General features: G+C 72.1%; 27 protein-coding genes. 19 read left to right on the top strand and 8 right to left on the bottom strand.

The features are described 5' to 3' along the window. The first annotated feature begins 13 nt into the window (after positions 1-13). The 12 genes from ABZ194_RS10480 (at position 14) to plsX (ending at position 10,661) form a co-directional block, all read left to right on the top strand. Positions 14-571: a NifU family protein gene (locus ABZ194_RS10480; RefSeq protein ID WP_355594552.1), complete on the top strand. Its 558-nt coding sequence runs from the start codon at positions 14-16 to the stop codon at positions 569-571. Continuing rightward, the gene (locus ABZ194_RS10475; protein ID WP_355594551.1) at positions 568-1,272 is read left to right on the top strand and encodes a DUF5947 family protein; all 705 of its coding nucleotides are present in this window, start codon (positions 568-570) and stop codon (positions 1,270-1,272) included. The genes ABZ194_RS10480 and ABZ194_RS10475 overlap by 4 nt, the downstream gene beginning before the upstream one ends. Continuing rightward, positions 1,265-1,897: a DUF6084 family protein gene (locus ABZ194_RS10470; protein ID WP_355594549.1), complete on the top strand. Its 633-nt coding sequence runs from the start codon at positions 1,265-1,267 to the stop codon at positions 1,895-1,897. The genes ABZ194_RS10475 and ABZ194_RS10470 overlap by 8 nt, the downstream gene beginning before the upstream one ends. Then, the gene (locus ABZ194_RS10465) at positions 1,894-3,276 is read left to right on the top strand and encodes a hypothetical protein (protein WP_355594547.1); all 1,383 of its coding nucleotides are present in this window, start codon (positions 1,894-1,896) and stop codon (positions 3,274-3,276) included. Before ABZ194_RS10470 ends, ABZ194_RS10465 begins: the two co-directional genes overlap by 4 nt. Further along, the gene (locus ABZ194_RS10460; protein ID WP_355594545.1) at positions 3,273-3,776 is read left to right on the top strand and encodes a hydrogenase maturation protease; all 504 of its coding nucleotides are present in this window, start codon (positions 3,273-3,275) and stop codon (positions 3,774-3,776) included. Before ABZ194_RS10465 ends, ABZ194_RS10460 begins: the two co-directional genes overlap by 4 nt. Positions 3,777-3,984: 208 nt before the next feature. Further along, complete coding sequence (locus tag ABZ194_RS10455) at positions 3,985-4,377, top strand: hydrogenase maturation nickel metallochaperone HypA (RefSeq protein WP_355594543.1); 393 nt, start codon at positions 3,985-3,987, stop codon at positions 4,375-4,377. Next, positions 4,352-4,603: a HypC/HybG/HupF family hydrogenase formation chaperone gene (locus tag ABZ194_RS10450; protein ID WP_355594541.1), complete on the top strand. Its 252-nt coding sequence runs from the start codon at positions 4,352-4,354 to the stop codon at positions 4,601-4,603. The genes ABZ194_RS10455 and ABZ194_RS10450 overlap by 26 nt, the downstream gene beginning before the upstream one ends. Before the next feature lie 6 nt (positions 4,604-4,609). Then, positions 4,610-5,737: a hydrogenase formation protein HypD gene (gene hypD, locus ABZ194_RS10445; protein WP_355594539.1), complete on the top strand. Its 1,128-nt coding sequence runs from the start codon at positions 4,610-4,612 to the stop codon at positions 5,735-5,737. Between the two features lie 153 nt (positions 5,738-5,890). Further along, entirely contained in the window at positions 5,891-7,039 is a 1,149-nt protein-coding gene (hypE, locus tag ABZ194_RS10440) for a hydrogenase expression/formation protein HypE (RefSeq protein ID WP_355594537.1), read from the top strand. A 210-nt stretch (positions 7,040-7,249) separates the two neighbouring features. After that, complete coding sequence (gene crtI / locus ABZ194_RS10435; protein ID WP_355594535.1) at positions 7,250-8,710, top strand: phytoene desaturase family protein; 1,461 nt, start codon at positions 7,250-7,252, stop codon at positions 8,708-8,710. Further along, entirely contained in the window at positions 8,707-9,606 is a 900-nt protein-coding gene (locus ABZ194_RS10430) for a phytoene/squalene synthase family protein (protein WP_355594533.1), read from the top strand. Before crtI (ABZ194_RS10435) ends, ABZ194_RS10430 begins: the two co-directional genes overlap by 4 nt. A gap of 83 nt (positions 9,607-9,689) precedes the next feature. Then, on the top strand, positions 9,690-10,661 hold the full coding sequence (gene plsX, locus ABZ194_RS10425; RefSeq protein WP_355594531.1) for a phosphate acyltransferase PlsX: 972 nt from the start codon (positions 9,690-9,692) through the stop codon (positions 10,659-10,661). A 92-nt stretch (positions 10,662-10,753) separates the two neighbouring features. On the opposite strand, the gene ABZ194_RS10420 is transcribed toward plsX, so the two are convergent. Next, positions 10,754-11,479 (bottom strand): spheroidene monooxygenase, encoded by a 726-nt coding sequence (locus ABZ194_RS10420; RefSeq protein WP_355594529.1) that lies wholly within the window; start codon positions 11,477-11,479, stop codon positions 10,754-10,756. On the opposite strand from ABZ194_RS10420, the gene ABZ194_RS10415 reads away from it, so the two are divergent. Next, complete coding sequence (locus ABZ194_RS10415) at positions 11,454-12,059, top strand: glycerol-3-phosphate acyltransferase (RefSeq protein ID WP_355594527.1); 606 nt, start codon at positions 11,454-11,456, stop codon at positions 12,057-12,059. The genes ABZ194_RS10420 and ABZ194_RS10415 overlap by 26 nt on opposite strands. Here the strand turns inward: ABZ194_RS10415 and ABZ194_RS10410 are convergent. The 3 genes from ABZ194_RS10410 to ABZ194_RS10400 are packed head-to-tail and all read right to left on the bottom strand — an operon-like array spanning position 12,001 to position 15,606. Beyond that, the gene (locus tag ABZ194_RS10410) at positions 12,001-13,125 is read right to left on the bottom strand and encodes a glycosyltransferase family 2 protein (protein WP_355594525.1); all 1,125 of its coding nucleotides are present in this window, start codon (positions 13,123-13,125) and stop codon (positions 12,001-12,003) included. The two genes, ABZ194_RS10415 and ABZ194_RS10410, sit on opposite strands and share 59 nt — an antisense overlap. Further along, positions 13,122-14,552, bottom strand: a complete 1,431-nt coding sequence (gene crtI / locus ABZ194_RS10405; RefSeq protein ID WP_355594523.1) for a phytoene desaturase family protein — start codon at positions 14,550-14,552, stop codon at positions 13,122-13,124. Before crtI (ABZ194_RS10405) ends, ABZ194_RS10410 begins: the two co-directional genes overlap by 4 nt. Further along, positions 14,545-15,606 carry a carotenoid biosynthesis protein gene (locus tag ABZ194_RS10400; RefSeq protein WP_355594521.1) on the bottom strand — a complete coding sequence of 354 codons (1,062 nt, stop codon included), beginning with the start codon at positions 15,604-15,606 and terminating at the stop codon, positions 14,545-14,547. Before ABZ194_RS10400 ends, crtI (ABZ194_RS10405) begins: the two co-directional genes overlap by 8 nt. Before the next feature lie 508 nt (positions 15,607-16,114). Here ABZ194_RS10400 and ABZ194_RS10395 point away from each other — a divergent pair. Beyond that, complete coding sequence (locus tag ABZ194_RS10395; protein WP_355594519.1) at positions 16,115-18,301, top strand: polysaccharide lyase 8 family protein; 2,187 nt, start codon at positions 16,115-16,117, stop codon at positions 18,299-18,301. Positions 18,302-18,466: 165 nt separating this feature from the next. Here the strand turns inward: ABZ194_RS10395 and ABZ194_RS10390 are convergent, their stop codons facing one another. Continuing rightward, on the bottom strand, positions 18,467-18,976 hold the full coding sequence (locus tag ABZ194_RS10390) for a DinB family protein (RefSeq protein ID WP_355594517.1): 510 nt from the start codon (positions 18,974-18,976) through the stop codon (positions 18,467-18,469). A 249-nt stretch (positions 18,977-19,225) separates the two neighbouring features. Next, positions 19,226-20,101, bottom strand: a complete 876-nt coding sequence (locus ABZ194_RS10385) for an NAD(P)H-binding protein (RefSeq protein ID WP_355594515.1) — start codon at positions 20,099-20,101, stop codon at positions 19,226-19,228. A gap of 352 nt (positions 20,102-20,453) precedes the next feature. On the opposite strand from ABZ194_RS10385, the gene ABZ194_RS10380 reads away from it, so the two are divergent. From ABZ194_RS10380 to ABZ194_RS10370, 3 genes are all read left to right on the top strand, one after another. Next, positions 20,454-21,362, top strand: a complete 909-nt coding sequence (locus ABZ194_RS10380; RefSeq protein ID WP_355594513.1) for a phosphotransferase — start codon at positions 20,454-20,456, stop codon at positions 21,360-21,362. A gap of 88 nt (positions 21,363-21,450) precedes the next feature. Then, positions 21,451-21,615, top strand: a complete 165-nt coding sequence (locus tag ABZ194_RS10375) for an ATP:cob(I)alamin adenosyltransferase (protein ID WP_355594511.1) — start codon at positions 21,451-21,453, stop codon at positions 21,613-21,615. Positions 21,616-21,659: 44 nt separating this feature from the next. Next, positions 21,660-22,454, top strand: a complete 795-nt coding sequence (locus ABZ194_RS10370; RefSeq protein WP_355594509.1) for an AAC(3) family N-acetyltransferase — start codon at positions 21,660-21,662, stop codon at positions 22,452-22,454. A gap of 76 nt (positions 22,455-22,530) precedes the next feature. Here ABZ194_RS10370 and ABZ194_RS10365 read toward each other — a convergent pair whose 3' ends face one another. Continuing rightward, complete coding sequence (locus ABZ194_RS10365) at positions 22,531-22,782, bottom strand: hypothetical protein (RefSeq protein WP_355594507.1); 252 nt, start codon at positions 22,780-22,782, stop codon at positions 22,531-22,533. Continuing rightward, on the bottom strand, positions 22,779-23,621 hold the full coding sequence (locus ABZ194_RS10360; RefSeq protein ID WP_355594505.1) for an SAM-dependent methyltransferase: 843 nt from the start codon (positions 23,619-23,621) through the stop codon (positions 22,779-22,781). Before ABZ194_RS10360 ends, ABZ194_RS10365 begins: the two co-directional genes overlap by 4 nt. A gap of 176 nt (positions 23,622-23,797) precedes the next feature. On the opposite strand from ABZ194_RS10360, the gene ABZ194_RS10355 reads away from it, so the two are divergent. Continuing rightward, positions 23,798-25,105 (top strand): helix-turn-helix domain-containing protein, encoded by a 1,308-nt coding sequence (locus ABZ194_RS10355; RefSeq protein WP_355594503.1) that lies wholly within the window; start codon positions 23,798-23,800, stop codon positions 25,103-25,105. Next, on the top strand, positions 25,102-25,644 hold the full coding sequence (locus ABZ194_RS10350; protein ID WP_355594501.1) for a GNAT family N-acetyltransferase: 543 nt from the start codon (positions 25,102-25,104) through the stop codon (positions 25,642-25,644). Before ABZ194_RS10355 ends, ABZ194_RS10350 begins: the two co-directional genes overlap by 4 nt. Positions 25,645-25,656 lie beyond the last annotated feature (12 nt).

Genomic DNA, 25,656 nt, shown 5'->3' with positions numbered 1-25,656 from the left:
GAGGCCCGAGCAGATGCCGCCAGCCCATGACGTCCAGGCCGCCGGGAACCGCGTCGAGGCGCTGCTCGCCGAACTCGCCACGCTCGGCGAGCCGGCCAGGGCCAAGGCCGAGGAGCTCGTCCGGGCCCTCGTCGAGCTGTACGGCGCCGGCCTGGAGCGCGTCGTCGAGATCGTCACCGAGGCCGAGGCGGCGCGGATCCTGCACCGTCTCACGGCCGACGACCTCGTCGCGGGCCTGCTGGTGCTGCACGACCTGCACCCGCTGAGCACTCAGGAGCGCGTCCGCGCGGCCCTCGAAGAGGTCCGGCCCCACCTGGGCGGCCACGCCGGGGACGTGGAGCTGGTGGCCGTCGAGGAGACGGGCGTGGTACGGCTGCGCCTGCGGGGCGCCGGCCCCGGCTGCCCCTCCTCGCGGACCGCCGTGACCAGGGCGATCGAACGCGCCGTCGCGCGCGCCGCGCCCGAGGTGTCCAGGGTGGACGTCGAGGGGATGGCCGCCGGGCCCGCCCCGCTGCTGCAGATCCGGCGCCGTCCTCCGGGACCGTACCCGGTACCGGAGGGGGTCGCGTGACGGCCACCGGACTACGGCGGTTCCGCGAGCCGCCGAAGACGGAGACGGAGACGGAGACCAGGGCGGAGGCGGCGCGGTGCGACCTGTGCGCCGAACCGGCCGGTGGAAGCCACGGCCACGTGGTGAACACCGAGAGCCGGGCGCTGCTGTGCGCCTGCCGGAGCTGCTATCTGCTCTTCACCCACGAGCAGACGGGCCGGCGCCGCCACCGCTCGGTCCCGGACCGCTACCTGCACCTCCCGTCGTTCCGGCTGACCTCGGCCGACTGGGAGGAACTCCAGATCCCGGTCCGCACCGCGTTCTTCTTCCGCAACTCCGTCCTGGACCGGACCGTCGCCCTCTATCCGAGCCCCGCGGGAGCCACCGAGTCCCTGCTGCCGCTGGAGACCTGGGAGCGTGTGACGGCGGAGAACCCGGTGCTCGCCGGCGTCCGGCCCGACGTGGAGGCGCTGCTGGTGGATCGCGGCCCCGAGGGCGGCTTCGCGTGCCACCTGGTGCCGATCGACGCCTGCTACGAGCTGGTCGGCCTGGTCCGGCTGCACTGGAAGGGGTTCGACGGCGGCCAGGAGGCGTGGCGGGCCATCGACGGTTTCTTCGCGGAGCTGCGCCGCCGAGGTCACCCCGCGCCGTCCAGAAGGGCGGCGTCCAGAAGGGTGCCGCCGGCACCCGTGCCCTCAAGAGAGGACGACGAGGGTGAATGAGCTCCACTTCGACTGCCTGGGCGCGCGGGCGGAGCCCCACGCCGCCTTCCCGACGCTGGTCTTCCGGCTGCGCGTCACCGAACCCTCCCCGGACGGGGTGCACGCCGTCGCGCTGCGCTGCCAGATCCGAGTGGAACCCCACCTCAGACGGTACGGCCCGGCGGAGGTCGAGCTGCTCGGAGACCTCTTCGGCGATCCCTCGCGGTGGGGCGACACGCTGAAGCCCCTGCAGTTCGCCAACGTCTCGATCATGGTCCCCTCGTTCAGGGGGGTCACCGAGATCGACGTGCCCGTGCCCTGCAGCTACGACCTGGAGGTGGCCGCGGGCAAGTACTTCGCCGCCCTCGACGACGGCGAGATCCCGCTGCTCATGCTCTTCAGCGGCACCGTGTTCGCCAGGTCCGAGCACGGCTTCACCGTGGGCCAGGTGCCCTGGCACTGCGAGACGCGCCACCGGCTGCCGGTGCCCGTCTGGCGGGAACTGATGGACCGCTACTTCCCGGAGACCGGCTGGCTACGGCTCCGCCGGGACGTCCTGCGGGCCCTGCACCGGTTCAAGTCCGAACGCGCCCTGGCCACCTGGGACGAGGCCGTGGAAGTGCTGCTCAAGGAGACGCCCGGATGAGCGTGCCCATGAAGATCGCCCGCAGGGTGGCCGACGCCGTGCTGTACGAGGGGTACCTGCTCTACCCCTACCGGGCCTCGGCCGCCAAGAACCGGGTGCGCTGGCAGTTCGGGGTGCTCGTGCCGCCCGGCTTCACCGCCACCGCCGAGCCCTCGTTCAGCGTGACCGAGTGCCTGCTCGAACGGGCCGAGGACGCCACGCTCCACCTGTGCCTGCGCTTCCTCCACGTCAAGGCCCGCTCCGTCGAACGCGCCGAGGACGGCGGCTACCGGCCGGTCGCCGAGCTGACCAGCGGTGGGATGGACTACCTCACCTTCGACGAGGCGACCGAGCGTGAGACCGAGGTCGTGCTCCCGCTCGCCGCCCTGCTCGACGGCGAGCGGACGGCCGAGGTGCGCGTTCCCGGGGACCGCTCGGCCGAGCCGATCCTGTCGCCCTCCGGTGAGCAGGAGGGCCGCGTGGTCTCCGAGCATCTGCCGGTGCGGGCGCTGCTCAGGATCGGGATCGACCGGAACGCCGGGCCGTACGGTCTCACCCGGCTGCGCGTCCAGGTGGAGAACACCGTGAGCTGGGACGAGCCGGACGCCCCGCGCGAGCACGCGCTGCGGCGCTCGCTGATCTCGGCGCACCTGATCATCGGGGTGGACGGCGGGGCCTTCGTCTCGCTGACCGACCCCCCGGAGTGGGCCCGGCGGGCCGCCGACGCCTGCCGTAACGAGCGCGCCTGGCCGGTCCTGGTCGGCGAGCCCGGCCACCGCGACGTGGTGCTGTCGTCACCGATCATCCTGTCCGACTATCCGGACATCGCCCCGGAGAGTCCGGGCGAGCTGTTCGACTCCACCGAGATCGACGAGATCCTCCACCTGCGCACGCTCACCCTCACCGACGAGGAGACGCGCCAGGCCCGCGCGACCGATCCCCGGGCGGCCCGGCTCATCGACATGGTCGGCGACATGCCGCCCGAGATGGTGGAGCGGCTGCACGGTGTGATCCGCTACCTGGGTGAGCCCGCCCGGCGGCCCGGCACGCCGTGGTGGGATCCCGCGGCGGACCCCGGTGTGTCGCCGGAGACCGACAGCGTGATCGTCGCCGGGGTGGCGGTCGCGAAGGGCAGCCGGGTCCGGCTCGCCCCCGGAACCCGGCGGGCCGACGCCCACGACATGTTCCTGGCCGGCCGGACCGCGCTGGTGGAGGCCGTACTCCTCGATCTGGACGGGGCGCGGCACCTGGCCGTCACCCTGGAGGAGGATCCGGGGGCCGACCTGCACCGTTCCCACGGGCGGTTCCTCTACTTCGCCCCGGACGAGGTCGAACCGCTGGAGTCACCCGGCACGCCCGGCACGCTCGGGGCGCTCGGGGACGAGGAGGTCAGCGCGTGAGGATCCTCGTCGCGGGCGTCGGAAACGTCTTCCTCGGCGACGACGGCTTCGGCGTCGCGGTGGCCGGGCACCTGGCCACCGCGGAGCTCCCCGACGGGGTCGTGGTCACCGACTTCGGCATCCGCGGCGTCCACCTCGCCTACGAGCTCACCGGCGGCGGCTACGACCTCGTCATCCTCGTCGACGTCGTCTCGCGCGGCGGCCCGCCCGGCACGCTGTACGTGATCGAGCCGCGGCCCGGCGACCGCCCGGAGTCCTTCGTCGACGCGCACGCGATGACGCCCGAGGCGGTCCTGGCGCTGGCCGGCACGCTCGGCGGCGAGACCGGCGGGGTCCTGCTCGTCGGCTGCGAGGGCGCCGACCTCTCGCCCGGCATGGAACTGAGCGAACCGGTCGCCGGCGCCGTCGGCCCGGCGGCGGATCTGGTCGCCGGGCTGATCCGGGAACAGATCGCGACGATGCTCACCAGCGCAGGCCGGAAGGAGGAAAAATCATGCTGAAACGCCTGGTCATAGTGGCCTTGGTGGTGGGGGTGGCCGTGGTGGCCTACCAGACCCTGCCCGACGTCAAACGCTATCTGAAGATGCGGAACATGTGACGGCTCCGGGTCCGCGGGACCGTCCGGCACCGGCCGCGGCGCACGGCCCGGCGGGACCGCACCCGGCGTCCAGCAAGAAATGTTCGACAACAAACGAGGTGAAGTCAGTCATGCATGAGTTCGGGATCGCCGAGGCGATCCTCGCGGCGGTGGAGAACCGCGCCGACGGCCGGCGGGTACGGCGCGCGCGCGTACAGGCGGGCGCCATGCTCCGCGTCACGGAGCCGGCGATCAACCACGCCTTCGCCATGGTCGCCGACGGCTCGCTGGCCGAGGGCGCCCAGGTGGACCTGGTCATCGTCCCGGTACAGCTCGTCTGCCGCTCCTGCGGCCAGACCGCGTCCTCCGTGGACCCCTTCGTCACCTGCCCCGAGTGCGGTGGCACCGATATCGAAACCGAGGGCGGCGACGATCTCGTCCTCGAATCCATCCAGATGGCGGAGGCGGCTCATGTGCCTGGGGATTCCCGGGGAGATCGTGGAAATCCTGGCGGACCGTCCTGATCTGGCGATGGTCGACGTCAGCGGCGTCCAGCGCGCGATCAACGTCGGCCTGCTGGAGGACGAGTCCCTCCTGCCCGGCGACTGGATTCTCATCCACGTCGGGTTCGCGCTGTCGAAGATCGACGAGGTGGAGGCCAAGGCGGCTCTTGACTTCCTCGAAAGCATCGGCCAGGCGTACGAGGACGAGATCGAGGCCCTCAGAGAATCCATGATCGAAAAGGAGTGAGGTCCGATGCGTTTCGTCGACGAGTACCGCGACGCCGAGAAGGCCGAGGCCCTCGCAGCCCGGATCGCCGCGCTCTGCGAGCCGGGCCGTGCCTACAAGTTCATGGAGGTGTGCGGCGGGCACACCCACACCATCTACCGGCACGGGCTGGAGGACTACCTTCCCGAGGCCGTCACCCTGGTGCACGGCCCCGGCTGCCCGGTCTGCGTCATCCCCATGGGGCGGGTGGACGACGCCGTCCACATCGCCGGGCAGCCCGACGTGATCATGACGTCGTTCGGCGACATGATGCGGGTGCCCGGCGGGAACGGGTCCTTCCTCGACGCCAAGGCGCGGGGCGCGGACATCCGCATGGTCTACTCCCCGCTGGACGCCCTGAAGATCGCCCGGCGGAATCCCGCCAGGCGTGTGGTCTTCATGGCGATCGGGTTCGAGACCACCGCGCCCTCGACCGCGATGACCGTCCTGCGCGCGGAGGCCGAGGGGATCGGCAACTTCTCGGTCTTCTGCAACCACGTGACGATCATTCCCGCGATCAAGGCGATTCTGGACTCCCCGGACCTGCGCCTGGACGGGTTCATCGGGCCGGGCCACGTCTCCACCGTGATCGGCTGCCTGCCGTACGGGTTCATCGCCGGGGACTACGGCAAGCCCCTGGTGGTGGCCGGGTTCGAGCCGCTCGACGTGCTGCACTCGGTCTACCGGATCCTGGTGCAGCTCGCCGAGGGGCGGACGGAGGTGGAGAACCAGTACGCCCGGGTGGTCCCCTGGGAGGGCAACCTCAAGGCGCTCGGCGTCATCAACGAGGTGATGGAGCCGAGGCCGTACTTCGAGTGGCGCGGGCTGGGGTTCATCTCGCACTCGGCGCTCAGGATGCGGGAGAGGTACGCGGCCTTCGACGCCGAACGGATCTTCCAGATCCCCGGCAGCCGGGTGGCCGACCCCAAGGCGTGTCAGTGCGGCGAGGTGCTCAAGGGCGTGCTCAAGCCGTGGGAGTGCAAGGTGTTCGGCACCGCGTGCACCCCGGAGACCCCGATCGGCACCTGCATGGTCTCGTCCGAGGGCGCGTGCGCGGCGTACTACAACTTCGGCCGGTTCTCGCGCGAACGGGTCAGGGAGGCGACCCGGGGCTGACCCGCGTCCCGGCGTCCCCGGCGCGAGGCGCCGGGGACGCCGGGACGCGGGGACATCGGGGCACGGGGGTGGGGACGGGGAGGCCGTCCGAAGAGCGGCACCGGGACGGGATCCGCCCGGCGCGGCCCAGCGAGAGGAAACGACGGATTTTCGATGGACGCCGATGAATGCACCGCCCTGCGGGCGGAGACCACGACGGGCCGGACCGGGACACGGGCTCCGAAAGAGGCCGCGCGCCCGAGCCGGGAGGAGGAGGTCCTGGCGCGGATCTCCCGGGTGCGCCGCCGCAGGGCCCGCGTTCGGGAGGACCGCGTCACGCTCGCGCACGGCGCCGGGGGCAAGGCCACCCACACCCTGATCGAGGCGGTGTTCCTGGAGGCGTTCCGCAACCCGCTGCTTGAGCCGCTGGAGGACGGCGCGACCGTCGACGGGCTGGCCTTCACCACCGACTCGTACGTGGTGACGCCGCTGTTCTTCCCCGGCGGGGACATCGGCGACCTGGCCGTCAACGGCACCGTCAACGACCTGGCGATGTGCGGGGCACGCCCCAGACACCTGTCGGCCGCCTTCATCCTGGAGGAGGGCTTCCCCATCGCCGACCTGCGGCGCATCACCGCCTCGATGGCGGCGGCGGCGCGGGCGGCGGACGTGTCGATCGTCACCGGCGACACCAAGGTGGTGGAGCGGGGCAAGGCCGACGGCTGCTACATCACCACCTCGGGCGTCGGGACGCTGGAGCGGCCGATCCGGCTCAGCGCCGCCTCGGCCCGCCCCGGTGACGCGGTCATCGTGTCCGGCCCCGTCGGCGAGCACGGCGTCACCGTCATGCTCGCCCGGGGCGAGCTCGACATCCGGGCCGACCTCGCCTCCGACACCGCGCCCCTCAACGCCCTGACCGCCCGGCTGCTCGACGCCTGCGACGACGGGGAGGTCCGCTGCCTCCGCGACGCCACCCGGGGCGGGGTGGCGACGATCGTCAACGAGATCGCCGAGGCGTCGCAGGTCGCGGTCGTGCTCGACGAGGAGGCGATCCCGGTCTGCCCGCCCGTACGCGGGGCGTGTGAGCTGCTGGGGATCGACCCGCTCTACGTCGCCTGCGAGGGCCGGATGGTCGCGGTGGTGTCCGAGCGGTCGGCCGAGGCCGCGCTCTCCGCCCTCCGCTCCCACCCGCTCGGCTCGGCGGCGGCCGTCATCGGGCGGATCGGTGACGACCCTCCGGGGCTGGTTCTGCTGAAGACCTCCTTCGGCGGCACCCGCATCGTCGACCTGCTGGTCGGCGACCCCCTGCCGAGAATCTGCTGACCGCCCGCGGCGGGTTCCGGCCCGCCGCGGGCACGCCGATCATCGGCCTGCCCGGCCCGTCGTCGCCCGGGCGCATCCGAACGCGGTCCCGCCCGCGAAGTTATCTCCATCGACGCAGAGGAGCGATGTGATGGTCACCACCGCCGGCAGACCCGCCGGAGCCGATCCGGGACCGGACGGGCCGGCGCGCCCGACTGCTGGGGAGGGTTCGTGAGCCCGGTCGTGGTGATCGGCGCCGGGCTCGGCGGCCTGGCCGCGGCGGTCAGGCTGGCCGCGGCCGGACGGGAGGTCACGCTGGTGGAGGCTCTGGAGACGCCGGGAGGCTGCTGCGGGACCGCGAACCTGGGGGAGTACCGCTTCGACACCGGCCCCTCGGTGCTGACCATGCCGGACGTGCTGGCCGACGTCTTCGCCGCCGCGGGTGAGGACATGGAACGCCTGCTCCCGCTGCGGCGGCTGGACCCGTACTACCGGCTCCGCTACCACGACGGCTCCCACCTGGACATCGTGCCCGGTGAGGAGGCCATGACGGAGCGGGTGCGCGAGCTGTGCGGGGCCGCCGAGGCCGACCGGTACCGGCGGTTCAGGGTCCGGCTCGGCGAGCTGTTCGCCGCCGAATGGCCCTCGTTCATCGACCGCGACATGACGCGGCTGCGCGGCCTGGCCCAGCCGGGGGTCCTCGCGCGGCTGGCCGCCCTGGGCGGTTTCAGACGGCTGGACCGGCTCGTGGAGGCACACCTCACCGACCCCCGGCTGATCAAGGCGCACACCTTCCAGGCCCTGTACGTGGGCCTGTCGCCCCGGCAGGCCCTCGGCATCTACGCCGTGATCGCCCACATGGACACCGTCGGCGGCGTCTTCTTCCCCGAACACGGCGGCATGCACGCCATCCCCCTGGCCCTGGCCGCCGTGGCGGAGAAGGCGGGCGCGCGGATCAGGTACGGCACGCGGGCCGTCAAGGTCGAGGCCGACTCCTCCGGGGTCCGCGCCGTCCGGCTCGACACCGGGGAACGCCTGGCCGCCCGGCACGTGGTGGTCGCCTGCGACCTGCCCCGCGCCCACGCCGGGCTGCTGCCCGCCGGTGCGGGCGACTGGCGGCTCCGCCGTCCCCGCCACTCGCCGTCCTGCCTGGTGCTCCACTTCGGCCTCGACCGGAAACTCTCCGGCCAGGCCCACCACACCCTGCACTTCGGCCGTCAGTGGGCGTCCACCTTCTCGGCGCTGAGCGCCGGCAGGCCCCAGCCCGACCCGAGCCTGCTGGTCACCTACCCCGAGTCGGACGCCGCCGCCGCGCCCCGAGGCCACGCCACCCTCACCGTGCTGGAGCCGACCGCCAACCTGGACGGCCGAAACGACTGGCACCGGCTCACCCCGCAGCTGGAGGACCGCCTGCTCGGCAGGCTGGCCGACCTCGGCTACGGCGACCTGGCGGACGCCCCCAGGCTCACCTTCGACCCGCTCACCTGGGCCCGCCGCGGTCACTCGGCGGGCACCCCGTTCGCCCTGGACCACCGGTTCTCCCAGACGGCCTGGTTCCGGCCCGCGGGACGGGCCCGGCGCGTCCCCGGCCTGCACTTCGCGGGCATGCACACCGCGCCCGGCGTCGGGGTGCCGCCGGTGCTGATCTCCGGCCGGCTGGCCGCGCAACGCATCCTGGAGACCCCCCGATGACCCTGACCGCCAGTTACGAGTTCTGCCGCAGGCTCAACGCGCGGCACGGCCGCTCCTACTATCTGGCGACCCTGCTGCTGCCCGCCTGGAAACGCCCCCACGTGCACGCCCTGTACGGCTTCGCCCGCTACGCCGACGAGATCGTGGACTCCTTCACCATGACGGGCGACCGGGCGGCGGCGCTCGACGGCCTGACCGCCCGGCTGGCCCTGGCGCTGGACGGCGCCCACACCGACGACCCGGTGCTCCCCGCGTTCACCCAGACCGTGCGCTCGTTCGGCATCGACCACGCCGACATCGACGCCTTTCTCCGCTCGATGCGCGCGGACCTGACCGTCGGCCGCTACGCCACCTACGACGACCTGCTCGGCTACATGGAGGGGTCGGCGGCGGTCATCGGCACCATGATGCTGCCCGTTCTCGAACCGCTGCCGGGCCTGGCGGGGCGGGCGCGCGAGCCCGCCCGCCGGCTCGGACTGGCCTTCCAGCTGACCAACTTCCTGCGTGACGTGACCGAGGACCTGGCCAGGGGCCGGGTGTACCTGCCGCTTGAGGACCTGGACAGGTTCGGGGTACGCGTCACCGACCTGGGACGCCGCGCCCCCACCCCCGCCGTGCGCGAACTGCTGGCCTTCGAGGTCGAGCGGGCGCGCGACCACTACCGGCAGGCACTGGCGGGCCCCGACCTGCTGACCCCCTCCTCGCGGCCGTGCGTCCGCGCGGCCTGCGAACTGTACGGCGGCATCCTCAACCGGATCGAGGCCGCCCACCACGACGTCCTCGGACGGCGGGTCACCGTGCCCCGGCGCCGCAGGCTCGCCATCTTCACCCGGCACCTGCTCGCGGCGTCGGCGGCCGACCGGGCCGAACGCCGGGTGACCGTACAGGTGCCCTGAGACGGACCGGCCCGCCCGTCCGTCCCGGTCTCCAGCCCCCGCCCCCCGTCCAACCCGTCTGTCACCGTCATCAGGAGGATCTCATGTCGAATCCGGTGGTCGTCGACGCCATGGGCGGAGACCACGGGCCGGCCGAGACGGTCGGTGGAGCCGTGGCCGCCCGGCGCGAGCACGGTGTTCCCGTCGTGCTCGTCGGCCGCGCCGGAGAGGTCCGCGGGGAACTGGCCCGTCACGACGCCGTGGGCGAGATCGACGTGGTGCACGCCGAGGAGATCGTCCCGATGGACGAGCCTGGTGCCCGAGCCGCCGCCCTCGGCGCCTCCAGCCTGCGGGTCGGCTGCGAGCTGGTGGGGCAGGGGGCGGCCTCGGCCCTGGTGTCGGCCGGTTCCACGGGGGCGATCGTCTCGTGCGCGCTCCGCGGCGTCGGCCGGGCCCCGGCCGTGCTCCGGCCCGCCTTGGCCATCGCGCTGCCCTCGGCGGCGGGTGGTGCCACCGTGCTGGTCGACGCCGGGGCGACCTCGGACCCCACCCCGGAGATGATCGCCCAGTTCGCGCTGCTCGGCGTCTCCTACGCCCAGCTCGTACTCGGCGTGCCCGATCCGTCGGTCGGCCTGCTGTCGATCGGCTCGGAGCCGGGCAAGGGCAACCGGCTGACCCGCAGGGCCGAGGAACTGCTGCCCGCGCTGCCCTTGCGCTTCCACGGAAACGTCGAGGGCCACGACGTGCTGGCCGGCACGGTCGACGTGATCGTCACGGACGGCTTCACCGGCAACATCGTGCTGAAGAACGTCGAGGGTTCGGTCCGCGCGGTGCTGACCCTGATGGCGAGGTCCGGGGTCGCCGAGCCGGAGGGGCTGCGGGAGGTGGCGCGCCGCTACGACCCCGAGACCCACGGCGGGGCGGCGCTGCTCGGGCTGAGCGGCACCGTCGTCGTCGCGCACGGCTCCTCCCGGGCCGCGACGATCGCACGAGCCTGTGTGGTCGCCCGCGACCTGGCCGACGGCGGTGTCACGGCCCGGGTCGGGGACCACTTCGCTGCGGAGCCGGTGCGTTGACCGGCCCGGTACGGCGCCCGCACCCGCTCACCCGACCCCGTCTCCCGCACCCCCCGGCTCCGGCCGCCGCCGGGAAACCCCCGCAGCCCCGTTCAGAGGCTGTGACCGCCGTGCCGGAGAGGGTCGATCCCGTTCCAGGTCCCCTCGCTGCCGTACGGGGCGAACCGGGCGAACAACTCCTCGGAGTACCATCCCCCGGCCCGGGTCCGTCCGACCACCTCCCGGTGCGCGCCACCGCGGTAGGCGAACTCCCGGACCGCGCCGGCGTCACGCCAGAGCGAGAACGTGGCCTGCCGCGCCAGCGGCCACTCGCCGACCCCGACGGACGCCAGGCAGCCGTCCTGCTCCCGCAGCAGGCGGTCCACCCCCGCGATCGACCGGTAGAACGGGACCAGCCGCGAGGGCCGGATCGACGCCCGCGTCAGCACCGCCACCGGCCCGCCGTCCACCACCGAACCCTCCCCGGCGGCCGGGCCGAACGGCTCGACCCCGCCCCACCGGCCGCGCGAACCCAGCGGGACCAGCCGTACGTGCCAGGACTCCAGCGCCTCGTCCCGCCGGCGCGCCGCCACAGGGGAGGTCGCGAGGAAGTCGTCCAGTGCCCGCTCCTCACGCCAGACCGCCAGCATCGCCCAGCGGCGCAGGTCCGCGCCCAGGCTCATCGACGTGCCCCGGCCGGAGCCGAGCAGCCGCCAGAACAGCAGTCCCGGAGTGCTCCGCAGCACCGGCCGGTCGAACGCCATGTGACGCATGGCCCCCAGCTCCGCGTACCTGGTGAGGTGGAACGAGGCGATGGTCCCTCTGCTCGTCGTGGTCATCGGCGGCTACCTTCTCGGATCCGTGCCGGTCGCGGTGCTGGTCGGGAGGGCGCACGGCTTCGACCCCCGTGAGTCCGGCGACCGCAACCCCGGTTTCTGGAACGTCAGGGCGCACCTCGGCCGCCGTGCCGCCGCGCCCGTCTTCGCCGGCGACACGCTCAAGGGCACGTTCGCCGGGCTGCTGGCCCTGGTGGTGAGCGGCCCGCACACCACGGGGCTCGGCGCGGTGACCGGCGAGAGCGTTCTGCCGGTGTACCTGGCGGTGGCCGCCGCGATGATCGGGCACGCCTGGCCGGTGTTCGCCGGATTCCGGGGCGGCCGGTCCGTCCTGGCCTTCGTCGGCGGGTTCGCCGTCATCTGCCCGCCCGCCTTCCTGCTCGGTGTCGCCGTCCTGACCGCGAGCGCTCTGCTTACCAGGTCCTTCGCCATCGGGGCGCGGGCCGGGGTGTTCGGCATCCCGCTGTTGCAGCTCCTCTTCGCGCCGGTCGAACAGGTGGCCGGCACCGGGGCGCTGATGTGCCTCATCGGTCTCCGCTTCGGCCAGGCCGCCCGGGCCGCCGGAACGCCGCGCCGCCCGTGACCCCGGGATAGGTGCGGCCACGCCAGTGACGCACCGGGCGCAGGGTCGCCTGCGTCAGCCGTACGGCCGCCAGCGGATCCAGCAGCGGCGAGAGCAGCACACCGGGCCCCGGCCGGATGTAGCTGCCGCGCAGCGCACCGGCCAGCAGCAGCCGTACGACCAGCAACCCCAGGTCAAGCCCGGTCGGCCGGCCCACGGCCAGACGCAGGACCGGCAGTGCCGCGGTGAGCCAGACCACCCCCAGGTCGGCGGCCCGCCAGCCGGGACCGGTGACGTCGCGGAGCGGCAGCGACCGCCCCCACTCCCGCCACACCCCGCCCGCCGACTCGTGCATGTCGACCTCCAGCAGGCCGCCCGCGTCCAGGAACCCGACCGCCCAGCCGTCGGCCGCCAGCGTCCTGGCCAGCGCCACGTCGTCGGTCATGTGCCCGCGAATCCGTGCGAACCCATCAGAGTCCAGCATCGCCGTACGGCGGAAGGCCATGCACTGGCCGTTGGCCACCACCCGGTGCGGCGGCGGGGGAGTGGACGGCCCGATCGGGCCGAACCGGTAGACCAGCGTCGCCAGGAAGGACGCGTGCAACGCCTGCTCGGCCACCCCGTCACAGACGAACCTGGGCCCCACGGTGACCAGGTCGTGGCCGTCCAGCGCCGCCGCGACCGCGCCGAACAGGCCGGGCGACGGCCGGGCGTCCGCGTCGAGGGTCACCACGACGTCGCCACCCGCGGCCTGGACCCCCTGCCGGAGCGCCCACTGCTTGCCCACCCACCCCGGCGGAAGGGGAGCGCCCGCGACGACCTTGGCGCCCAGGTCGGCGGCGAGCCGCGCGGTGCCGTCCCGTGACTCGTCGTCGACGACCAGCACCTCCGCGACAGCCGGATCGGCGAGCACCGCCGACAGGCAGGGGCCGAGGCGGTCCTCCTCGTCACGGGCCGGGATCACCACCGAGATCCGCGTGGCCGCCGTCTCGACGGGGGCCAGCGGCGGCAGCCGGTCACGCCCCCGGGCGAGCCGTACTCCGGCGGCGACGGCGGCGGCGACCTGAAGCACCGTGAGCGGCCTCACGGCGGGAAATCCTCTCGCACCAGCGAGGCGACGATTCGGCCGCCCATCGCCACCAGCGGCAGCCCGCCGCCCGGATGCACGGAGCCGCCCACGAGATACAGCCCGCGCCGAGGCCCCCTGTTCCCCGGACGGCGGAACGTCGCGAACGGGCCGTCGTAGGCGCCGCCGTAGATCGCCCCGCCCCACGCGCCGTAGCGGTCCCGCAGGTCGGCGGGGGTGAACAGGTCCACGGAACGCAGCCGGCCCGACAGGTCGTGCCCCCGGGAGGCCAGCCGCTCCAGCACCAGGTCCCGGTACGCCTCGGGTGACATCGGCCACCGCCCGGGATCACGGGCCGGGACGTTGATCAGCATCACCCAGTTCTCCATCCCGTCCGGCGCCTGCGACGGGTCGTCCACCGCCGAGCAGCCGATGTAGACGGTCGGATCCTCCGGGGGCCTGCGCCGGTCGAAGATGTCGGCGAACTCCCGCCGATAGTCGGCGGAGAAGACGATGGAGTGGTGCGCCAGGCCGTCCGTCCTGCCCTCCACCCCCGCCAGCAGCAGGAACACCGACGAGGAGGTGCCGAGGCGGGCGATGCGCCGCAGCCGCCGCCGGTCCGGCAGCAGCATCCCGTAGAGCGCCGCCGCGTCGGTGTTGACGACCACGACGTCGGCGCGTTCACGCTCCCCGGAGGCCAGCCGTACCCCCAGGACCCGGTCGCCGTCGGCGAGCACCTCCTCCACCTCGGCGCCCAGCACGGCCTCGACCCCCGCCTTGTCCAGCAGCACGGCCAGCGCGTCGGCGATCCGGGGCAGCCCCCCGGAGACGTACCAGCCGCCCTCTCCGTGCTCGATGGCCGGGACGGAGGCCAGCGCCGCCGGAGCCCGATACGGGCTGGAACCCGCGTAGGTCGCGTAACGGCCGACGTACTGGCGCAGACGCGGATCGGTGAAGAAACGGCGGGCCAGGCCGTCGAGCGTCCGGCCCGGCGCGACCGCCAGCAGGTCGGACGGCCGCGCCTCGGCAGGCGGCCGGTTCAGCGGCCCGGCGAAGAACGTACGGTTCGCCGCCTCGAAGCAGGCCCGGCCCCACGCGTGGAAGGCCAGCCAGTTACGGCCCTCTCCCGGCGCGAGCCGTTCCACCTCCGCGGCCATCTCGGCCGGGTCGCGCCGCGCCGTCAGCGTCGAGCCGTCGGCGAAGCGGTAACGGCACAGCTCCCGGGGCTGGATGAGGTCCAGCTCCAAGCCGAGCTCGCCGAAGAGGGCAGGCAGGGTCAGCAGGGAGGGGCCGAGGGAGAAGGTGAAACCGTCACGCCGGTGCTCGGCGAGCTTTCCGCCCAGCCGGGGCAACCGCTCGTACAGGCGCACCCGATGCCCCTGCCGGGCCAGCAGCAGGGCGGAGACCATGCCGCCCACCCCGCCCCCGACCACGATGACCTCAGCCATCCGCCCCTCCAGCCCCGACCTCGTTCACGTCCCACGGTTCCCCCGGCCGCCTCGATCTCTCATGTCCCCCCGGTTTCCCCGGTCCTCGCGGTCCCCACCGCCCCCAGGCCGACACGACGAACACCCCCATGCAGATCCCCCCGGTGACGGCGACCAGCGGGTCAGGCGGGTCGAAGACCGCCGCGAAGCCCACGGTCTCCATGACGGCCATCACGGTGTAGACCGAGACCAGCCCGGCGCTCCGGGCCGCAGGGTCGGCCAGGAAGGTGTCGATCAACACCATGACCAGCAGGGAGACCACCAGCCATCCGACGAAGTTGCTGATCGGAACACCCCGGTAGGGGCCGTTCTCCTCCCAGGACCACAGGCCCAGCCGCATCATCTGCGGATCCAGGAACAGGTCCCAGGCGGTGAGCGCCAGCGCGCCCAGCACGATTCGCGCCGCCCGGCCGCCCGGAGCCGCCGCCGAGGCCGTCGCGTGGGCGGCCAGTCCCATCCCGCCCCACGCCATCGCCACGATCACCGGCACCCCGCCGAGCTGCGGCCACAGCACATCCGTGTAGCCGTACTCCCCGAACGGCAGGCCCGTCCTGATGCCGACCCACTCGGCCGCGTACCCGACCGCCACCGTGGCGGCGAACGCGGCGACCGCCCGGGAGAGACCGTGAACGCCGGCCGCGAAGGCCAGGGCGCCCGCCGCCAGCAGGAGCACGATCACGCTGGTCAGCAGGATCGGCCGAGGCTGCAACCCGGACATGACCTGCGCCACCACCACCGCGACGAGCAGGCACGAGCCCAGCGCCCCCCACGGCCTCAGCCCACCCGTCGACCCGTCTGGCGCGCTCCCCGCCGGGCTGTTCGCCATGCCGTCCGGTGGGCGCCCCGCCGGGTCGTCCGGCGCGCCGTCCGGTGTGTTCTCCACCGAGTCGCTCACCGATCTGTCCGGCGCGTCCCCTGATCGGCCCTTCGCCGGGTTCCGCATCACACCGCGCAGCGCGTCCCGCACCGCGCCAAGACCGGCCCGTCCGCTGCTCACCTCATCGCTCTGCCCCACGAAGGGTCATTCGAGCGTCACCCCCCGGTCAGATTCACTTGGATCTCCCCAACCCCACGTCACGGACGACGAGTCAGTCGATACGCGGGCGCGCCCCGCCCAGACGCCAGGCGCTTTCCGCCGGTCCGGCAAAGAGCAGGCGCCGGTGGAGGGAGCCGACGCGGTGTGACCATTCGTCAGCCACGATCGCGCCCCTTGCGGGGGTGATGGAGGCCGGGCCACTCCGGCGTTCTCATGGTAGGGGTGACGGGAATGTCGAGGTGCTTTCCTGGTCGGGGTGGCTTCCCTGTAGTAAGGCCACGTGATTAAGGGCCTGGGGGTGGTGACAAGGGAGCCGTGCGCTTGGAGATCCAAGGGGATAAGACGACGAGAGCTCAAGTAAACCAATTTAATCCCCGCCATTGGATTTGTGCGTAATAATCTACGCGTGAATGGATATTCAAGGCGATTATTTCTCCAGCTCAGCGGTGTCACCGCGGCTGGAGCGCTGATCCCGGGGACGTATACCGTGCCCACGAAGAGCGATTCCTTCGCCCTGCTGCGCCGCAACTGGCGGGACGTGACGGCGGGGTCGGGATTCGACGCGGCGGCCGAGCCGTACCGGACCCGGCTGGCGAAGATGGGAACGACGGCGGCCGAACACCGGGACACCATGGCGCCGTCCGACACGTCGCTCTGGCCCGATCTGACGTTCCCCTCCTTCGCCGACACCCCGGCGAGGCTGCAGACCATGGCCCGCGCCTACGCCCTGCCCGGGACCGGCCTGACCGGCGACGCGAACCTGGCGGCGGCCGTCGCCGGCGGCGTCGACCACTACCGGCAGCAGGTGTACGCCGCGGGCGCCGACCCGGTCGGCAACTGGTGGAACTGGCAGATCGGCGTTCCCAAGAAGCTCCTCGACGCGGCCGTGCTGATCGATTCGCACCTGACGGACCAGCAGAACGGGGCGCTGAGGGAAGCGGTGGACCACTTCGTCCCCGAGCGCGTCCTGAACGACTACAAGGGCACCAGCACCGGCGCCAACCGGGTGGACCTGTGCACGGTGACGTTGCTGCGCGCCGTCCTCGGCTCCGACCCGGCCAAGGCCGTACTGGCCGCCTCGGCGCTGTCGCCGGTCTTCCCCTACGTCTCCGAGGGCGACGGGTTCTACCGGGACGGCTCGTTCATCCAGCACACCTCCGTCCCCTACCAGGGCGGCTACGGAGCGGTGCTGCTGTCCGGTCTCGCGACACTGCTGGCGGTACTGCGCGGCTCACCCTGGGACATCACCGACCCGAACAGGCAGATCGTCTTCGACACCGTTGAGGGGTCGTTCGCGCCGTTCATCCACGACGGCTTCTGCATGGACCTCGTCAGCGGCCGTGGCATCGGCAGAAAACCCTACGGCGATCACGAGAAAGGACGCGGGATCGCCTTCGCGATCCTGCTGCTGGGCGACGCGGCCTCCACCGCCGAGCGGGCCCGCTGGCAGGCCATGGTCAAGGGGTGGGCGCGCCGCGACACCCCCAAACCCATGCTCAAGGCGGCCGAGAGCAACGACCTGGGGTTCCACGCCCGCCTCGCCGCCATCCTGGCCGACGACACGATCCCGGCGGCCGACGAACCCGTGGGACACCGGCTGCTGCCGATGAGCGCCCGCGCCGTCCATCGCCGCCCGAACTGGTGCGCGGGACTCAGCATGGCCTCCTGGCGGATCGGCCACTACGAGCACGGCAACGGCGAGAACCCCCGCGGCTGGCACACCGGCTCGGGAATGCTCTACTGGTGGGCTCAGGGCCACGGCGACCAGTACTCCGACTCCTTCTGGCCCACCGTCGACCCCTACCGGCTGCCCGGCACGACCGTCTCCACCCTGCGGCTGGCCGACGGCGCCGGTAAGGACTGGGGAGACACCTGCCCGCAGGCCCGCTGGGTGGGCGGCGCCACCGACGGCGTGTACGCGGCGGTCGGCCAGCACCTCAACGGCTTCGAGAGCACGGTGGAGGCCTTCAAGTCGTGGTTCTTCCTCGACGACGCGGTGGTCTGCCTGGGCGCCGGGATCACCGGCAAGGACGGCGTGCCGGTCGAGACCGTCGTGGACAACCGCAGAACCAACGCGCTCCTCACCGTGGACGCCAGGGCGGGCTGGGCACACCTGGAGGGCCACGGCGGCTACGTCCTGCCCGGTGGCGCCCACCTGCGCACGCTGCGCGAGAAACGCACCGAGCCCGAACTGCCGGTGACCCGGAGCTACGTGACCCTCTGGCTCGACCACGGCGTCGACCCCGGCTCGGCCGATTACCTCTACCTGCTCCTGCCGGGGGCGAGCCCGGCCGAGACCCGGGCCCGCGCCGCCGACCCCGGCTGGGCGCGGGTGCTCGCCAACACCGCCCACCAGCAGGGGGTCCAGGTGCCGTCGCTCGGGATCACCGCCGTCAACTTCTGGAGCGACGGAGCCGCCGGCGGCCTGGCCGCCTCCGCCCCCTGCTCGGTCCTCGTCAGGGAGAGCGGCGACGGCACGGCCACGGTGACCGTGTCGGACCCTCCGTGCGACCTGAGCGAGCTGACCGTGACCTGGGAACGGCCGGTCACCGAGGTGCTCCACAGAGACCCGCTCCTGGTGAGCGCCACGACCGGCACGAGGCTCACACTCACCTTCGGGCGGCTGTCGGACCAGGGCGGCGGCTCGAAGACGGTCACCGTACGGCTCGGCTGACGCGATGATCGGGAACGTCCGCCGGGTCGCTCACCGCCCACCGGCGACCTGGCGGCGATGGGACGGCCCCATCGGAGGACCCCTGATCGGACCGGAGACGGCCAGGCCCGCCCGATGAACGAGGGGCCGGACCGGATCCCGCGTCGCCCGCCCCGCGGCGGATCGCTATCCCATGGTCTTCGAACCGTCCAGGGCCTCACGGATGATGTCGGCGTGACCGGCGTGCTGGGAGGTCTCGGCCATGATGTGAAGCAGGACCCGGCGCACCGACCATCTCGCGCCCGGCTCGAACCACGGCGCCTCCGGGAGCGGGTGGGAGGCGTCCAGGTCGGGCAGAGTCGACACCAGCTCCTCGGTATGGCGGGCCACCTGCTCGTAGGCCTCAAGCAGGGCGGCCAGCGTCTCGCCCTCGGCCATGCGGAACTGGCCCTCCCAGTCGACGGGCTCACTCATCATCGCCTCGGCGCCCCCCACCACGAACCGCGTCCAGCTCGCCTCGACGAGGGTCACATGCTTGATCAGGCCGCCCAGGCAGAGCGCGCTCACGGTGGTGCGCCGCGCGGCCTGCTCGTCGGTCAGGTCCTGAACCGTCTGACGGAGGAACCACCGGTGCCTCGCCATCGCCTGCAGCAGGTCGGTGCGCTCGCCGGTCGTGATCTTCTCACCTGTGATCATATTGCCGCCTTCCCACGTCATCTGGTCACCTCAGACTAGAGCCCTCCACCGACATTTTCCGGCCCGTCCAGAGGCCATGACCGGTATGGCGCCGCCGCATCGTGAAATGCGGCGGGGGAGGGGGCGGGCATGGTGTCGAGCCTTTTTCCGGAGTGCACGGGAAGTCGAGGGTCGGCAGGGTCCGGCCCGGTAGGAGGCGCCCGGAGCCGGGCAGCGGCCGGACCGGCGGCACCCGCGGGGGCTCGTGGGTCACCGGCCGGCGAGGAAGTGGCGGGCGTGGTCGTGCGCCCACTCGGCGAAGGTGCGGGCGGGCCTGCCGGTGACCTGCTCCGCCGTCGGCATCGGCCCCGGGGCCGCAGGCGCGAACTCCACGACGGCCTCCAGGTCGGTCTCCGCCCCCGAGTAGTCCGCGAAGCCCAGCAGGAAGTCGGCGTTCTGCGCGGCGAAGCCCCCCTGCCTCCGGTAGAGCTCACGCGCCTGTTCGGGGGTCACCACCTCGAATCGGATCGCGCGGCCGATCGCCGACCCGATGGCGTCGACCTGCTCGCGCCTCGTGATCGGCCCCGGACCGTTCAGCGTGTAGGCGGCGCCGTCGTGACCGTCTTCGAGCAGAGCGGCGGCGGCCACGTCAGCGGTGTCCTCTTCGTGTACGGGATACCAGGCCATCTCGGGGAAGGGGTCGCGGACCACACTCTCCGCCCGGATGGACGGTCCCCACAGCCACAGCTTGTTCAGCATGAACTCGCCGGGCCGTACGTGTGTCCACTCCAGCCCCGACTCCTCCACCGCCCGCTCCACCGGAAGGTGGAAATCGGTGTCGACGCCCATGGTGACGGCCCCGGAGGAGAGCGTCACGATGCGGCGTACCCCGGCCTTGCCCGCCAGGCCGACCACCTCCCGCGCGGTCGTGGTGACCGGGAACAGATACATGCGCTCGACGCCCTCCAGGGCGGGCCGTACCGTCTCGGGCCGGGTGAGATCGCCCTGAACCACTTGCACCCCCTCGGGGAACGAGGCCGTCTCCGGGGCGCGGGTCAGCACCCGGACGTCCTCACCCGCCTCGGCGAGCCGCCGGACCACGAGCCGGCCGACGTTCCCCGTCGCCCCGGTCACCAGAATCGTCATGTCGCTCTCTCCTCTTGCGGGTGCCGGAGCGTTCTCGTGGACGCTCGTGCGGAGTGCCGGGCGGTGAGCCGCCGGATGTCAACGGCCGCGGTCAGGGAAACCCCGAGCCCGGGGCCCGGCCGGCGAAGGTTCATCTTTGACCACGGAAAGCGGATTGGGCAAACGTGAACACGTTATTCACATTCGGCTTTGACCTGCGGAAACATGTTTGCTCGGTTGGCGCCGAATACGCATTTTTCTCCCCGGAAACCCTCGCTGAAATGGGATTTCCCGCGAAACGGGAGACTTTTTTCGCGCCGCGCACGGTCTGCCGGTGTCACCGACGACCGCAAGACCCCCAAGGGAGCACGTGGTGAGTGAGCGATTCGCCGGGTTGGACAGCCTGGCCGAGCGGTGGGGTCTGAGAGGCCTGGAGCTGGTCGGCAAGGGTCTGGAGTTCTCCGTCTACCGGGCGCGGGGGCGCGACGGGCAGCCCGTCGCGGTGCGTCTCGCGCACCGGCGGTTCGACTCGAACGCCAATGACCCCCATGTGGACACCCGAGCCCTGCTCCTGCAGGAGTACGGCATCGCGAGGCACCTGGCCGCCCACGGTCTGCCGATCGCGGAGGCGAAGGAACTCGTCCTGGCGGACGAGCCGACATCCCCTGACGTACTTCTGTCCGCGTACGTTCCCGATGACGGGTCGGATCTTGACTCCTTCGCTCTCGGGCGGCTCCTCGCGCGGCTTCATCACGTGCCGCCGCCGCGTCTGACGCCCGTGGCGTCGGAGGGAGTGCCCACGGCGAGAGCGATCGCCGCACGCATCCGGCGCCGCTGGTCAGAGGTCGGCCACCACCTCGACGACTGGCCCGAACCGCCGGACGCCTCCCTCGTCGCCGGACATCTCACCGGCGTCGCCGAGGACGGCCTCCTGCACCTCGACGTCCGCAGCGACAACATCCGGCGCCGCCAGGGGCAGACCGTCGCCCTGCTGGACTGGTCGAATGCTCTGCTCGGGTCTCCCTCGGTGGAATTCGGACGCCTGGTCGAGTACGCCCGGTATCCGGAGAACGAGCTCGACGTGGAAGCGATCCGCGGTGGATACGCGAGGACGGCGACGGTTCCGTCTGACAGCGATCCCTGCCTGTTGGTGTGCCGACTGGACGCCGCGCTGATGCTCGCTCTCGTCTTTCTTTCCGAGGCGCCCGACCCGATCCGTGGACCGGCGGCAGCCGACCACGCACGAGAACTCGCACTCAGGGTGGTCGCACGTCACGCGTAACAGTTCATTTCACTTCGAATCTCTTGGAGTACGTCATCGTGAACCTCACCCGCATCTACACGAAGACGGCACCACCGCTCCTGGTGACATGGGCAGAACGAGCAAGCCGGACAAGAGGCTTGCGGCCTACGCCGACGTGGACGAGGCGAACTCCGCGACCGGCGTGGCCATCGCGGCAGGGGGCCTCCCGGACGAGATCCCGCCCCCGGCAGATCGTCGCGGCGCCCAGGACATACCTGGCCCGGCTTGGTGAAAAAGCCGCGGCGGCGCGGGAAGGCGATGGGTATGGTCAGCCCAATGGATCAACCTGTTCCCCACACCGTCCAGTCCTTACGTTCGGATCTGCGCGCGCTCGGTGTGAGATCCGGCGACGTCGTGCTGTTCCACTCCTCGACCAGGAGCCTCGGCTTCGTCGTCGGCGGCACCCAGGCGATGGTACAGGCGTTACTCGACGTCATCGGGCCCGAAGGCACCGTCGTGGTGCCGACCCACACGCCCGACAACTCCGATCCGGCCGGTTGGCGCAACCCGCCGGTCCCCGAGGAGTGGTGGCCGGCGATCCGGGAGCAGACGCCCGGCTTCGATCCGTCCCGCACCCCGAGCCGGTGGATGGGCGTCATGGCCGAGACGGTCCGCACGTGGCCCGGTGCGCTGCGCAGCGACCACCCACGACTCTCCTTCGCCGCGCTCGGCGCGCACGCGGCCGACATCACCGGCACGCACCAATTGGACGACGCGCTGGGCGAACGCTCCCCGCTGGGCGCGGTCTACCGACTCGACGGGAAGGTACTGCTGCTGGGATGCGGGCACGACTCGAACACGTCGCTACACCTGGCCGAGTGGCGGCAGAAATCGCCACCACGCGGCGTCACCGGCGCGTCGATCCGGCAGCCCGACGGAACAAGCCGGTGGACCACCTGGACCGACGTCATGGAGAAGGAGGACGACTTCGAACAGCTCGGCGCGGCCTTCGAAGCCGCCGTCGGACCATCGATCGGCCAGGTCGGAGGCGCGACCACCCGTCTGATGTCTCAGCGCGCCCTGGTCGATTTCGCCACGGCCTGGATGGCCGTCCACCGGCCCGTGGTGTGAAGGTCGGCCGGGCAGGTCACCCGCGCCTTTACCGTGGGATCCTCATCGCCTCTGACGGGTCACGGCAGGTTGCCCGTCAAGGAGGATCAAGTCCCCAGATGCCGTTGAGCACGGCCGCCACGCCGGGCAGGTCGTACGGCGGCCACGGCGGATACCCGTACGGCGGCGTCATGGGCTGGTCGGCCGCGTCCGATGGGCACGCCGTTTCCCGCCACCCGCCGACCGGAGGATCGGTGAGAACCTCGGCGGCCGGTCCGTCGAGGGCACTCGGGACGTCGGGGGTGATTGTTCCGGTGGGGGTGGCGGCTCTGCGCCGGGGCGGGGTCACGCGATCCGACGGAGGGTGCCGGTGCCGCCCAGGATGAAGCTGTTGTCCACCGGCCAACCGCCCTCGTCCGGTCCCCACGGGTAGAGCTCGACCAGTCCCGGCTCGTCGATGTCGAACCCGGTCAGCATGCTCTCGATGGCGGTACGGCCGCGCAGGTGGATCGGTGTCTGTGTCCGCCCGTACACCTCGGTCAGCCTCGCCACCTCGGGGCCGGTCAGACGGTCGGCGCACAGGTGGGTCAGGGCCAGGCGGCTGCCGAAGGCCAGACTCTTGCGCAGGCCGGTCAGGGTGGCGATCAGGTCGTGGCCGGTGACGACGTCCAGCACCCCGGTCAGCAGCACTCCGGCAGGGCGGTGCAGGTCCAGCATGCCCTCCTCGTGCAGGGCGGCCAGCAGCAGGCGGGTGTCGCGCACGTCGGCGGTGACCACCTCCGCGCCCGGCCCGGCCAGATAGGTCCAGGCGTACTGGAGCACGACCGGATCGTGGTCGACGTAGAGGACGCGGGCGTCGGAGTTGACGGCGTGGGCGACCTGGTGGACATTCCAGGCGGTGGGCAGCCCGCAGCCCAGATCGACGATCTGGTCGAGACCGCTCTCGACGAAATGACGCACGCAGCGGGCGACGAACGCCCGGCGCGCCCTGACCATGTCACGCAGGCCCGGAACCGCCGTGAGCAGCGCGTCTCCGGCCGCTCGGTCAAGCTCGTAGACGGCCTCGCCGCCAAGCAGATAGTGATCGACGCGCGGGGCGCTCGGCCGGCTGAAGCACAGCGTATCGATGACGTGGTCGGCGCCGTGTGACCGGTCGGCGGTCTCTCCGGCGGTGGGTCGGCTGGCCATGACACTCCTGAGGGGACGCGGGGTCGGGGTAGGCGGATCCGTTGGGCGGGGAGTCTTTAACTCTCTGTGACCAATAGGCTTCCGCGTGTCATAGTGGAGGCCAACCGGGGGGTCATCCAGGAACATCGCTTGGTCAAGGCGCTTGACCACGTCGACCATCACGCCAGGAGGTTGTCGTGTCCCATTCCATCGACCCCGCACGGTCGCCGTTGCACCTGTTCGGCGCGGTGCTGCATCACTACCGGGAGGTGTCCGGCACGCCCCTGCGGGAGGTGGGCGGCAAGGTCCTGGTGGACTACTCCCTGCTGGCCCGCTGGGAGCGCGGCGTTCGTCCCGCACCCGCCGACGCCGTACGCCGCCTCGACACCTACCTGAACGCCGGAGGCGTCCTGGTCGCGCTGCACGCGATTGTCACCAGGCAGGCGGCTGCGGCGGTGGCGGGAAGCCCGGCGGTGACGGATGCTGACAGCATGGATCACATACGCCGAACCCTCCTCGCGGGACTCGCCGCGCTGGGCGCGTCAGCGGTGGTGCCACCGGTGGAGGGGCTTGACCAGCTCCGCGCCGTCATCGATCACCGGGTGGGCGCACCCGATATCGCCGAATGGGAGGAACGGGCCTGGGAGTACGGCCTGCAGCTTCCCTCCCGTGCTCCCGTCTCGTTGGTCGCGGACCTGTCGCTGGACCTGCTCGCTTTCCAGAAGGCCGTGGCGGGAGCCCCCGGCGACGAGTTGTCCCGGTGGGCACGGGTCAACGCCCGCCTGACGTTTCTGCTGGCCACCGTGCTCGGCCAGGCCGGGAAGCGCCAGGAGTCCTGGACCTGGTGGGCGACGGCACGGCGGGCCGCTCAGCAGACCAGTGATAACGAGGCCGTCGCCATGGTGGACTGTGGCGAGGTGATTCAGGGGTTCTACGAGGGGCGGCCACCGGCGCTGCTGCTCTCTCGCCTGGACGACGCCCTCGCTCTGACGCAGGGGCGCCCGATCTTGGCCACCGTGGGGGCGCTCGCCACCCGGGCTCAAGTGTTGACCCTGCTGGGCGACCACGTCGGCGCACAGAGCAGTCTGGACCGGCTGGCCCGCGTGTTCGACGCCCTTCCCGACCAGGTCACGGCCGACGAGCTGTCACCGGACGGCTGGACGGAGCGCAGGCTGCTGCATACCCGTTCTCTTGTCTACACTCTGTCGGCACATCCGGCCGCCGAACAGGCTCAGCGCGAGGCGCTCCAGGCCCACCCATCCGGTGTGCCTCGGGGAGAGGCTCAGCTACGGCTGCACGGGGCGATGTCCGCTGTGCGGAACGGGGACGTCGCAGACGGGCTGGAGCACGCTCGCCGCATCATGGCGGATCTTGGCTCCAACGTCTCCCAGTGGGTGGTTCAGACCGCTTCGATGGTCGCCGACGCCGTACCCGCGCAGGAGCGGGCCCGTGAGGTGGTGCGGGACTACCGGGCAGGGCTCGTGCTGCCCAGGGCGGCCACGTGAATCAGATCGTCGTCAACAGGGCGATCGGGGATTGGGCCGCCGAGGTGCTGAGTGGTCCGTACGTCGATCTATACGAGGAGATCCACGCCGAGCCGCCGTACCTGTCCGGGCCGCTGTACGCCCGAGAACGATTCATCCACCGCACGGCCGGTCAGGTCCGGCGTGAGGGGTTCACCCTGGTCTCGGCGCACGACGGTCCCGCCTTGGCCGGGTTCGCGTTCGGGCTGCCCTTCCCCGCCGGACGATGGTGGGGAGGGGATGCCAGCCCGGGACCGGCGAATGTCGTCGCCGCCGAGAAGTTCGCCGTGATCGAGTTGGGGGTTCACGCCGCCTATCGGGGACGGGGGATCGGTCGGCGGCTACTCGAAGACCTGCTGACGGACCGGGCCGCGCCGTACGCCGTCCTGCTGGCCCACCCGGACGCTCCGGCTCACGCCATGTACCGGCGCTGGGGCTGGCAGGTGGTCGGCACCGTACGGCCCGCCCCTGACTCGGGAACCTCCGACGCGCTCGTGCTGAAGACGCCACCCCCGGCATAAGGTGCTTCCTGA

This window comes from Streptosporangium sp. NPDC006007 (genome assembly GCF_040614315.1).
In the GTDB taxonomy this organism is placed as follows: Bacteria; Actinomycetota; Actinomycetes; order Streptosporangiales; family Streptosporangiaceae; genus Streptosporangium.
Note: the sequence above shows the minus strand (reverse complement) of the source record. Positions and strands in the feature narration are given on the sequence as shown.